The sequence below is a fragment of the Rhizobium ecuadorense genome (assembly GCF_001187535.1).
Lineage (GTDB): Bacteria > Pseudomonadota > Alphaproteobacteria > Rhizobiales > Rhizobiaceae > Rhizobium > Rhizobium ecuadorense.
The window spans coordinates 150,746-161,139 of the sequence record NZ_LFIO01000074.1 but is presented as its reverse complement, the minus strand read 5'-3'; the positions used below and the strand labels follow the sequence as shown (position 1 = coordinate 161,139).

12 protein-coding genes are annotated in these 10,394 nt (G+C 61.2%); 2 read left to right on the top strand and 10 right to left on the bottom strand.

The window, feature by feature from the left end; all coding sequences use genetic code 11:
- The 5 genes from AF337_RS03785 to AF337_RS03765 all read right to left on the bottom strand — a co-directional run.
- A partial coding sequence (locus tag AF337_RS03785; RefSeq protein ID WP_193393565.1) for a ThuA domain-containing protein occupies positions 1–325 on the bottom strand: 325 nt, incomplete at its 3' end.
- A gap of 61 nt (positions 326–386) precedes the next feature.
- A complete protein-coding gene (locus AF337_RS03780; protein WP_049731128.1) occupies positions 387–1,412 on the bottom strand; it encodes an ABC transporter ATP-binding protein in 1,026 nt (341 codons plus the stop codon).
- An 11-nt stretch (positions 1,413–1,423) separates the two neighbouring features.
- A complete protein-coding gene (locus tag AF337_RS03775) occupies positions 1,424–2,254 on the bottom strand; it encodes a carbohydrate ABC transporter permease (RefSeq protein ID WP_049731127.1) in 831 nt (276 codons plus the stop codon).
- On the bottom strand, positions 2,254–3,240 hold the full coding sequence (locus tag AF337_RS03770) for a carbohydrate ABC transporter permease (RefSeq protein ID WP_049731126.1): 987 nt from the start codon (positions 3,238–3,240) through the stop codon (positions 2,254–2,256). The genes AF337_RS03775 and AF337_RS03770 overlap by 1 nt, the downstream gene beginning before the upstream one ends.
- A 66-nt stretch (positions 3,241–3,306) precedes the next feature.
- Positions 3,307–4,572 (bottom strand): ABC transporter substrate-binding protein, encoded by a 1,266-nt coding sequence (locus AF337_RS03765; RefSeq protein ID WP_049731125.1) that lies wholly within the window; start codon positions 4,570–4,572, stop codon positions 3,307–3,309.
- Between the two features lie 53 nt (positions 4,573–4,625).
- Between AF337_RS03765 and AF337_RS43130 the strand changes: the two genes are divergently transcribed.
- Both AF337_RS43130 and AF337_RS03760 read left to right on the top strand, forming a co-directional pair.
- A complete protein-coding gene (locus tag AF337_RS43130; protein ID WP_160320235.1) occupies positions 4,626–4,781 on the top strand; it encodes a hypothetical protein in 156 nt (51 codons plus the stop codon).
- 60 nt (positions 4,782–4,841) lie between these two features.
- Entirely contained in the window at positions 4,842–5,855 is a 1,014-nt protein-coding gene (locus AF337_RS03760; protein WP_049731124.1) for a substrate-binding domain-containing protein, read from the top strand.
- 39 nt (positions 5,856–5,894) lie between these two features.
- On the opposite strand, the gene AF337_RS03755 is transcribed toward AF337_RS03760, so the two are convergent.
- From AF337_RS03755 to AF337_RS03735, 5 genes are read right to left on the bottom strand one after another with little or no spacing between them, the layout of a single operon-like run.
- The gene (locus AF337_RS03755) at positions 5,895–6,860 is read right to left on the bottom strand and encodes an ROK family protein (protein WP_049731123.1); all 966 of its coding nucleotides are present in this window, start codon (positions 6,858–6,860) and stop codon (positions 5,895–5,897) included.
- Between the two features lie 14 nt (positions 6,861–6,874).
- A complete protein-coding gene (locus AF337_RS03750; protein WP_049731122.1) occupies positions 6,875–7,576 on the bottom strand; it encodes a ribulose-phosphate 3-epimerase in 702 nt (233 codons plus the stop codon).
- A 4-nt stretch (positions 7,577–7,580) separates the two neighbouring features.
- Complete coding sequence (locus tag AF337_RS03745; RefSeq protein WP_049731121.1) at positions 7,581–8,390, bottom strand: alpha/beta fold hydrolase; 810 nt, start codon at positions 8,388–8,390, stop codon at positions 7,581–7,583.
- A complete protein-coding gene (locus tag AF337_RS03740; protein WP_049731120.1) occupies positions 8,387–9,232 on the bottom strand; it encodes a sugar phosphate isomerase/epimerase family protein in 846 nt (281 codons plus the stop codon). The genes AF337_RS03745 and AF337_RS03740 overlap by 4 nt, the downstream gene beginning before the upstream one ends.
- Entirely contained in the window at positions 9,232–10,308 is a 1,077-nt protein-coding gene (locus AF337_RS03735) for a Gfo/Idh/MocA family protein (protein ID WP_049731119.1), read from the bottom strand. Before AF337_RS03735 ends, AF337_RS03740 begins: the two co-directional genes overlap by 1 nt.
- Between the last annotated feature and the right edge of the window lie 86 nt (positions 10,309–10,394).

The window sequence follows — 10,394 nt, the reverse complement described above, 5'->3', positions numbered from 1 at the left end:
TGAAGATCTTGGAGAAATGGCCGGAATGCAGCACCAGCAGGCCCATGCCTTCCCACACCCGCCTGGCGACGCGCTCGACAACGACGTCGGAGACCGCGCCATGATCCTTGTGGCCCCACCAGGTCAGCACGTCGGTTTCGGCAAGCCGGGCTTCGCTCAGCCCGTGTTCCGGCTCCTGCAGCGTCGCGGTCGTCGCCGAGATGGCGGGGTCGGCATTCAGCGCATTGGCGATCGCCGTGTGCATGCCCTCGGGATAGATGCCGCGGACGATCTCATTGGTATTCTCGTGGATGTTTTCACCCCACACAATAGTGCGAATGGTCATCATTTTCTCCTTGTCGTTAAAAACGGATCGAGCCTTGGGAGGAACGTCGATCCTGGGAAGGTCAGGCAGCCTGCATGGATTGCCGCTCGAGCGCCCGGCCCGAACGGTCGAAACGGTGGACATGGCCGGCAAGCGGGGCAAGGCCAAGCATCTGGCCCGGCTCGTGGCGAGAGACGCCGGCCTCGCGCACGATGAGCGGCTCGTCCGTTCCGATATCCACATAGACGAAGCTGTCGGAGCCGAGGATTTCCGAATGGACGACCGTGCCGCTCCAAACCGGCGCCTCTGGGGCGATGCGAACATGCTCCGCGCGCACACCGATCGTATGGCTGCCATAGGGGTCTGCCAGCTCGCCCGACAGGAAGTTCATTTTCGGCGAGCCGATGAAGCCGGCAACGAAGAGCGAATTCGGGCTTTCGTAAAGTTCCAGCGGCGTACCGATCTGCTCGACGACGCCGTCCCGCAACACACAGATCCGATCCGCCAGCGTCATGGCCTCGACCTGATCATGCGTGACATAGATCATCGTCGTATTGTGCATGCTGCGATGAAGCTTGGCGATTTCCAGCCTCGTCGCCACGCGCAGCGCCGCATCGAGATTGGACAGCGGCTCGTCGAAGAGAAAGACCTTCGGATCGCGGACGATCGCCCGGCCGATTGCGACGCGCTGACGCTGGCCACCGGAAAGCTGCCGCGGCAGACGCTCCAGATAAGATGAGAGCTGCAGCATGCCGGCCGCCTGCTCAACGCGCTTGCGGCATTCATCTCTGGTGCGCCCGGACAGTTTCATGCCGAAAGCCATATTGTCGAACACAGTCATATGCGGATAGAGCGCGTAGGACTGGAACACCATGGCGATCCCTCTCTTCGACGGCGCGTGCCGGTTCACCATCACGTTGTCGAAAGAAAGCGTTCCCGACGTAATGTCCTCAAGGCCGGAGATAAGCCTGAGCAGCGTGGACTTGCCGCATCCCGACGGGCCCACGAACACCATGAACTCGCCGCGGCGGATGTCCATCGTTACGCCCTTGATCACCTCGAAAGCGCCGAAGCTCTTGCGGATATTCTCCAGTCGGATCTCTGCCATGTCTTACTCCCTCAACCCTTGACGCCGCCGGCGGTCAGCCCCGAAATGATCCGGCGCTGGAATATCAAAACGAGCACGACCACCGGCACGGTGACGATCACCGACGCCGCCATGATGTTGCCCCACGGGATCTCGAACTCGCTGTTGCCCGAAAGCAGGGCGATGGCGACCGGGACGGTTCTCTGCGTATCCGACGATGTGAAGGTCAGCGCGAAAAGGAACTCGTTCCACGCGGTAATGAAGGCGAGCAGCCCTGTTGTCACCAGCGCCGGCCACATCAGCGGCATGAACACCTGGGTGACGATGACCCATGGCGAGGCGCCATCGACGATCGCCGCCTCCTCGATCTCGATCGGCAACTCGCGCATGAAGGTGGTCAGCACCCAGACGGTGAACGGCAGCGTGAAGATCATGTAGGAAAAGATCAGCGCGAAGGGCGTGTTGAAGATGCCGATCCAGCGAATGAGCTCGAACAGGCCGGCAAGGACGGCAATCTGCGGAAACATCGACACCGAAAGGATGGTCAGCATCAGCAGCGCCCGTCCGCGGAAGTGCACCCGTGCCAAGGCGAAGGAAGCGGTGATCGAGAGCAACAGCGACGCCGAAACCACGACACAGGCAATCATTGCGGAATTCGCGAGGCTGCGGACGAACCCACCTTGCCCCATCACGGAAAAATAGTTGCCGAACGAGATCGAGGTCGGCCAATAATCGACTTGGAAAAGGGCCGTGCCGGTCTTCAAGCTCGTGAGGATCGCATAGTAGAACGGAAAGACCGCAATGACGACGATGACCGTGACGAGCAGGTAGAAGAGCGTGTTCTTGGTGAGCGACAGCATCATCAGCGTTCCTCCCCGCCGAGCCTGACGCGGCCGAGCCAGATATAAAGGATGGTGACGGAGGCAATGATCAGGAAAAGCACCGTCGAGGCGGTCGCGCCGTAAGCGAACTTGTCGAAGTCGAACAGGTTCTCGCGCGCCATGACGGACATGGTTTTCGTCTGCGCATTGTTGGGCGTTAGCACAAAGATCAGATCGAATATGCGCATCGCATCGAGCATCCGGAAGATCACGGCAACCATGATGGCCGGCCGGATCAGCGGCAGCGTCAGACGCCAGAAAACTTTTATCGGATTGACGCCATCGATCTTGGCCGCCTCGTAGATGTCTCCCGGAACCATCTGCAGCCCGGCAAGGATCAGAAGCGCCATGAAGGGCGTCGTCTTCCAGACGTCGACGATCAGCACGGCGATCATCGCCGTCTCCGGATTGGCGGTCCAGGCGATCTTCTCAGTGATAAGCCCGAAGCCAAGCAGGATGTCGTTCAGGATGCCGAACTGGTCGTTGAGCATCCAGGCCCACATCTTGGCCGAGACGATCGTCGGGATCGCCCAGGGAATGAGGATCGCGGCCCGAACAACGCCACGCCCGACGAAACGTGCGTTCAGCACCAGGGCGACGATCAATCCGAGCACGGTCTCGATCGTGACCGAAAGCATGGTGAATTTGGCCGTGTTCCAGACGGCTTTCCACCAGACCGGATCGGCAAGCAGCCCGCGATAGACGGTCTTTCCGCTCTTCAGCGTCACCCACGACAGATAATTGGAAAAGCCGACGAATTGCGCGTTGCCGAGGTCGTTGAGCGACGCATTGGTAAAGCTGAAATAGATCGTTCTGAACAGCGGCCATCCGGCGACGATCGCCAGGATCAGCAGCGTCGGTGCCAGAAACATCCACGCCGACCGAACACGCTCGGATCGCAGCTCCGTGGAGGCTCTGAGATTGGATATCCTGGGTTCAACTGCTTGCGAAACTACGATTTCAGTCATGAAACACCTCTCCCCGTTCGCTCGTCCGAAACCGGGCCGGCGGCTTCACAGCCGCCGGCCGGAATCTTACCAGGCGTCGCCCTTGAGGGTGGTGAGGTCGGCTTCGAGAAGCTCGAGGTTCTCAGCCGCCGAGCCGCTGCCGGACAGCGTATTGTGCACCGCGGTCCAGAACTTCGAAGACACTTCGTTGTACTTGACCTTGGCGGTCGCCGACGGACGTGGCACGGCATCCTGGAAGATGGGTTTCCAGTTCGGCATGAAGGGCTGCGCGGCGGCAACATCCTTGTCGTCATAGAGGTCGCTCAGCGTCGGCAAGTTGGACAGCTCGATGGCGCGCGCCTTTTGGACGTCCTTCGACGCCAGGAATTTTACCAGCGCAATGGCTGCTTCCTGCTTTTCGGAATATTTCGAAACCGCCAGGTTCCAACCGCCAAGCGTCGAGGACGGCTTGTCGCCGGCCGCCGCGACCGGCAGCGTCATGACGTCGAACTTGCCCTTCACGGCACTGTCGGCGCCATTGCCGAGAGAATAGGCATAGGGCCAGTTGCGCATGAAGACGGCGTTGCCGGTCTGCCAGACGCCGCGCGATTCTTCTTCCTGATAGGCGAGCACGCCTGGGGGTGAGATCGTGCCGATCCAGCCCTTGGCGCGTTCAAGCGCAGCCGCCGCCTTCTCATTGTTGATCGAGATCGTCCCGTCCGGCTCGACGATCTGGCCGCCGCCCGATGACTTCACCCATTCCAGCGCGTTGCAGGTCAGCCCTTCATAGGAATTGCCCTGGAAGACGTAGCCCCAGAGGTCCTTCTGTCCTGCCTGGCGTTCCTTATCCTGAACCTCCTTGGCGGTCGCGGCCATCTCATCCCAGGTCTTCGGAGGCTGCTTGCCGTATTTCTCAAGCAGGTCCTTCCGGTAAAACAGCGCCGGAGCGTCGGTAAACAGCGGCAGCGCCACGAGCCGGCCGTTGACCGTCTGCGAGGCGATGATCGACGGGAAAAACTGACCGGCGACGTCCTTGGTGGCTTCCTTCAAATCGATGAACTGGTCGGCAAGCTGCGGCGCCCAGATGACGTCGGTCTGATAGACGTCGATGTCCTTGTTTCCGGCGGCAAGCCACAGGCGATATTGTGAGAACTGCTCGCTGCTCGATGACGGCATGGTGACGAGCTTGACCTGATTGCCGGTCTCCTTCTCGAAAATCCCCAGCTGCTTGTTGAGGAATTCGACGTTTTTTCCCGTGGTGTTGGCGGCAAATGAAATTTCAGCGGCGTGGATCGGGCCGGCGACCGCAATGGCGACGCCGAGCGCGGACAGGCCTGAAGCAAACTTTTTCATGATCTCCTCCCAGAAATTGAAATCGATTTGGCCAACAGAACATTGCAGAAGGCATGGACGGCGTCAACCCGCTAAATGAGCACTTTACCGTTGCAAATATCGGTGATTTTGGTGCAAAATACAGCTTAAGAGAAAGTTTAAGGCGCCCAAGGGCCACGCTCCAAGCGGATTTATTTGAAATCGATTTCAATTATTATCTGATTGGATAGGTGGCGGTTGCGCATCGCCAACGCATCGTCCATTGATTGCCTGGACAAAGAAGACATCCGATGAAACTTCGTGAATTTGCAAAGCAGCTTGGACTTTCTCCGACGACGGTCAGCCGTGCGCTCAGCGGCTACCCAGAGGTGAGCGAAGCCACGCGTGCGCGGGTTGCAAGCGAAGCAATGCGGCTCGGCTATCGCCCCGATATCAATGCCGTGCGGCTAAAGACCGGGAGAGCCGGGGCGATCGGCGTCATGATGGCGCGGTCGGGAGAAATCCATTTCGCCGAATTCATGTCGGGCATGGCGCAACGCCTGGAAACTGCCGATACCGACATTCTCATCACGCCGATTACCGCGGACAATGACGACGACGAAATGCAGGCCTACCGGCGCCTGGTCGAAAGCCGCCGGGTGGATGCGATGATCATTCATTCGCCTCGTCCCAAGGACCCGCGGATTGAGCTGCTCAGCAGCCTGGGCTTGCCGTTCCTGGTTCACGGCCGCTCGGAGACCGAACACGTTCACGCCTGGCTCGATATCGATAATGAAAATGCGGTGCGCAGGTCCACCGAACACCTGCTCGACCTCGGGCACCGGCGCATCGCCATGATCAACGGCCTCAGGGGCAAGACCTATTCGATCCATCGCGAACAGGGTTTTCGGCTGGCCCATCAGGAGCGTGGGCTGACTGCCGATCCCAACCTGATGGTCTGCGATAAATTCTCCGACGAAAGCGGCTTTCGCCATGCCCGCTCCTTCCTCGAGAGAGCGAATGCGCCGACCGCCATCGTCGCGGGCTCCACGATGACGGCGCTCGGTGTTTACCGCGCCGTCCGCTCGCTCGGGATGACGGTGGGACAGGATGTATCGGTCATCGCCCATGACGACGTCTTCCCTTATCTGACGGCCGAAAACATGGTGCCGTCGCTCTCGACGACGCGATCCTCGATGCGTGCCGCGGGCACGCGCTGTGCCGAGTTAACGCTGCAGCTCATTGCCGGACGCGCCGCGGATGAGGTCCATGAATTGTGGCCGGTCGAACTGATCCTCAGGGAAAGTACCGCCCCACCGCCCTGACGGAGCAACCTCTCTGCGCGCACAGGATCCGAGTGTTCTCTAAAGATGATCGATCGGAGCGACCTTCCCCGCTAGGAACGCCAGCGCCGCCGCGCCGACAAGACCCGAGTTCTGATCCAATGCCGCCAGCATCACCTTGACATCCTTGAATGCCGGCATCGCCCATTGGCCGATATAGGCTTGAATGCCCGGTTGCAGACGGTCGAACTCGTGGGAGAGCCCTCCCCCCATGACGATGATATCGGGACTGAAGATGTGGATCAGGCTGGTGAAGCCGCGTCCGAGAATTTCCGCTTCCTCGTCGACCAGTTGATTGGCGAGCCGATCGCCATTTCTAGCCGCCGCAAAAACGCTGCGGCTGTCGATGGCGCCGCCGTTGCTGCCTAACATTGTATCTCGGCTTTCCAGCGCCCGCATTTGGGCGCGCCGCGCAAAAGCCGGTCCGGATCCATAGGCCTCGAAACAGCCCCTGTTGCCGCAAGGGCAGGGGTCTCCGTTCGGCATGACCGACATGTGGCCGACATGGGCTGCCATGCCCTTGCGGCCGCGCACCACGCGACCGTCCGAGATAACGCCGCCGCCGATCCCGGTGCTCACCGTGACATAGACGAGGTTATCAAGCCCCTTGCCGATGCCGAACTGCCACTCGCCGATCGCCGCGGCAATGGCGTCATTTTCGAGATCGACCGGAAACGGAAACCGCGCCTGCAGCTCCGCCTTCAGCGGAAAATCGACGAAGCCGGAAAGGGTCGGGATATCGGTCGCAACACCGGCAACCGTATCGAGCGGGCCCGGGGCGGATACGCCGACGCCCACGACCGAAGCCGTCTTCGATGCCGCAAGCAGCCGATCGGCGAGGCCGCAAATCTGGGCGAGCACCCGGTCGGGGCCGGCCAGCGCATCCGTTGGCTCGGCCAATCGCATCAGGATCCTGCCTTGCTCGTCGACAAGGGCGGCGCGCACCTGCGTTCCGCCGAGGTCTATGCCAATGGCAACCTGCTGCATGTGAAGACCGCCGGTTAGAGTGCGCGCATCCATGCCATCCGCTCATCGAGCGACGGCGCATTGAAAGCCAGGGAACCGAGAACGACCGTTTCCGCACCGGACTGGCGAAGCAGAGGCACAGTATGCTCGCGAATGCCGCCATCGGCCGCCAGCACGATCCGATCGGCCGCACCGCAGCCGGCGATGATCTGCTTTGCCTGTTGAAGCCGGGTGCCGGCCTTCTTGTCGAGGCCCTGACCTTTGACGCCGATCGCCGTGCCGAGCAGCGTCACAAAACGCAGCCGGGACACATATGTCTCGATCCGCTCGACGGGGGTATCGACCTTGAGAACCATGCCGGCTGCGACACCGCGGCGATCGAGAAGATCGAGAGCCTGGTCGGCGACGCTTTCGTTTTCGACATGAAGACTGATCAGGTCGCTGCCGGCATCGGCGAACTGCTCGATCTGCGACAGGATAATGCTGTCGGCAACCATCAAGTGAACATGGATCGGGCGCGCGGAGGCTTTGCGCACACCGGCGACGAGATCGGGGAAAAACAACATCGCCGGCGCAAAATGGCCGTCGGCGACATCGATGTGAAGGATGTCGACGTGAGGATCGACACGTGCGAGATCATCGGCGAGACGCATGAGATCGGCCGACCAGACGGAGAACTCGGCAATCAGTCGATCCTTCGGAAGATCGGCGATCCAGGTCTTGGAGGGGACGGGCATTGTTTCAGAGCTCCTTTAAAAAATTGCCGACGGCAAGCCTGAAGTCGGCGACATATTGCGGACGGCTCTCCGTTTTCGGCGTGATCTGCACGAGACGCGCGCCGGCAATCTGCGCGGCAAGCGCACGCGCATGCCCGAGAGGGTGGATGCTGTCGCGATCATGACCGATGACGAGCACCGGCAGGGCGAGATTGCCGACCTCCGCGTCGGTGACGTCAGGGCCGTCGTTTGAGATCCTGATCAGCAGTTCGGCGGTCATATCCAGAGGCGTGCGGGAGAAAAACCCGGCAAGCGAGGCGAGATTGTCCGGCGCCTCGGCGGTGAGCCGCACGCCAACCGGCCCGGCAAGGAATGCCTGCTTTGCCTCGCCCGGTGGCAGGGTTTTCAGAAGCCGCCCGACTTCGGCATTGGGCGCCATATTGTCCGGCGCCGATGCCGTCAGCCAGGCCGGCCTTGCCAGGATCAGTGCCTTGACGAGATCGGGCCGTTTGACGGCGAGACGCAGGGCGATCGCGGCCCCCATCGAAATGCCGCCGATCACGACCGGCGCCGCAAGGTTTTTCTCGATATAAGCGGCAATATCATCGCAGAAGGCCGAAATCGACAACCGCTCGACATTGCCGGCCCCGGAACGCCCGTGGCCGCGGGCTTCGACCGTAACCCGGCGATATACGCTTTCGCGCGGAAAGACTTCATCCGTCTGCGCCGCGTCTCCGCAGAGGCCGTGCTGGAATATTGCCGGCGCGCCCTCGCCCGCTATATCGACGTTGAGAATGGTTCCGTCGCTGGTTTCGAACGGTTCAGCCCGTCTCATCGTCCTCTCCCTGCGCCGTCGCCGTCGAGGGCCCTTTTCAGGAAGGACGCCACATTGGCCGCCTCCGAGGCCGAAAGACCGTGCGTGACGAGACTGCCGCCAAAGCCGATTGCCTTGAGACGGCCGAGATAATGCGCGTAGTCGAGAACGCCCTTGCCGGCGGTCGCGAAACTGCCGTCGGGATTGCGGTCTTTCGCATGCGCCATGACGATCCGATCGGCGAGAAGATCGATGGCTGAGGAAACGATGCGCCGCTGCTCATCCAACGTTGCGACCTCGAAAAGATTAGCCGGATCGAGGACGATCTTGACGCGGGGGCTATTGAGCGCTGCGATCAGCCGATGGGCTTTCTCAGCCGAGTTGACGACATTGGCAAGCTCAGGCTCGATGGCCAGATCCACATTATAGCGCTCGGCGATCTCGATGGCCGCCCCCATGGCTTCGAGAAGATCGCGCCAGGCCTCCGGCGTGTCATTGTCGGCGTGCGCTTTCCACTGGTCGATGGGGTCACGTGTACCGGTACAGAGCGTGATCAGGGCGGTCGACATACCGGCGCAGCGCGCGGCCAGCGTCGCCAGGTTGCGAAGGCCGGCTTGGCGCAGGGTGAGATCGGGATGGATCATATTGTAGGTGCCGGAAACGGCGACGATCTCGACACCACTGCTCTGCGCCGCCTCGGTGACCGCGCGCGCTTGAGCCTCGGTAATCGTCTCCGGCATCGGCGGCAGGCCCGAGCAGGCCATGTTGTATTGTGCTGCGGCGAAGCCGGCCCGGGCGACCGCATTGAGGACGGTCGAGGGTTCCGTTCCCTCGAAGGTCTTTGCGAAGATGCCGAGCTTCATCACACGCCACCCGTGACGTCGGTGAGCGCGACAGGCTTGCCGGTTTCGACGGAGCGCGCGACGGCGACCATGGCCCGTACGGAGGCCAGGCCATCATCGATGTCGGCGCCTTCCATCACTGCGCCATCCAGAATGGTGCGGGCGAAGCCCTCGACCTGACGGCGATAGAAATGACCGTCGGCACCGAGAACGCGATGGGTCGCGCCATCGGCTTCTCGGAAAATGTCGACCTCGCTGGTTTTGTAATACCACGGGTTATAGGTCTTGCCCAAAATGCTGCCGTTCCTGCCATAGATCTGGAAACCCTCGTGCCAGTCCATGCGCACCTGGACGGTGAGATCGAGGTGGCCGAGCGTACCGGAGGCAAACTCCACGTCGACGAACCAGCACCAGATGCCGGCTCGCTCACTCAGCCGCGCGGTGACGGAAACGATGTCGCCGGCAAAATAACGCGCCGTGTCGATCAGGTGGCAACCATGCGCCAGCATGTAGTAGCGGCGCAGGTCGGCTTTCGGATTGGCGGCGGGTTTTCGCGCATTGGCGCTGGCAACGATCAGCGGCTGGACCGCATCGGTCATCGGATAGCGGTGGGTGCTGTCGCAATACCATGCCTTCAAAGCAACCATCTCGCCCATCTCGTCGCGGATGAAGGATTTCGCCGCCTGGAGCCCGGCGTCGAAACGCTTCATATGCCCGACCTGAAACACCTTTCCCGACTTCTCGACTTCAGCCTTCAATTCAAGGCATTCCTCGACGGTGACCCCGACGGGTTTCTCGCACAGCACATGCTTGCCCGCCTGAAGGGCGCGGATGGAGGCCGGGACGTGAAAGGCATCGGCGGCGGCGATGATCACCGCATCGAGGTCGGGATCGGCCAGCATCCTGTCGTAGTCGTTATAGGTTTTACCGACCCCATGGGTGATCGCCATTCGTTCGCGCAGATCCTCGGCGACGTCGCAGATCGCATAGAGATCGGCATTCATAGCCTTCGTGCAGCTCTCGAAGTGCGCGGCCTGGGCAATCTGGCCGGCTCCCAGTACGCCGATGCGGAGGCGCCGTTCCTGTTTTGCTGGCATCGATAAGCCCTCTGGATCGAATGTTGAAGATGAACGCCGGTTTCGGCGCCGAATGGCATGGCTCTCTGGAAATCAACCCCGACATC

What these genes read in the sequence shown, in the direction of transcription:
- AF337_RS03740 (WP_049731120.1), bottom strand. Translation starts at nt 9,232, where the DNA reads ATGAAGCTCGGCATCTTCGCAAAGACCTTCGAGGGAACGGAACCCTCG.
- AF337_RS03755 (WP_049731123.1), bottom strand. Translation starts at nt 6,860, where the DNA reads ATGCAGCAGGTTGCCATTGGCATAGACCTCGGCGGAACGCAGGTGCGC.
- AF337_RS03765 (WP_049731125.1), bottom strand. Translation starts at nt 4,572, where the DNA reads ATGAAAAAGTTTGCTTCAGGCCTGTCCGCGCTCGGCGTCGCCATTGCG.
- AF337_RS03780 (WP_049731128.1), bottom strand. Translation starts at nt 1,412, where the DNA reads ATGGCAGAGATCCGACTGGAGAATATCCGCAAGAGCTTCGGCGCTTTC.
- AF337_RS03775 (WP_049731127.1), bottom strand. Translation starts at nt 2,254, where the DNA reads ATGATGCTGTCGCTCACCAAGAACACGCTCTTCTACCTGCTCGTCACG.
- AF337_RS43130 (WP_160320235.1), top strand. Translation starts at nt 4,626, where the DNA reads ATGGACGGCGTCAACCCGCTAAATGAGCACTTTACCGTTGCAAATATC.
- AF337_RS03735 (WP_049731119.1), bottom strand. Translation starts at nt 10,308, where the DNA reads ATGCCAGCAAAACAGGAACGGCGCCTCCGCATCGGCGTACTGGGAGCC.
- AF337_RS03760 (WP_049731124.1), top strand. Translation starts at nt 4,842, where the DNA reads ATGAAACTTCGTGAATTTGCAAAGCAGCTTGGACTTTCTCCGACGACG.
- AF337_RS03770 (WP_049731126.1), bottom strand. Translation starts at nt 3,240, where the DNA reads ATGACTGAAATCGTAGTTTCGCAAGCAGTTGAACCCAGGATATCCAAT.
- AF337_RS03750 (WP_049731122.1), bottom strand. Translation starts at nt 7,576, where the DNA reads ATGCCCGTCCCCTCCAAGACCTGGATCGCCGATCTTCCGAAGGATCGA.
- AF337_RS03745 (WP_049731121.1), bottom strand. Translation starts at nt 8,390, where the DNA reads ATGAGACGGGCTGAACCGTTCGAAACCAGCGACGGAACCATTCTCAAC.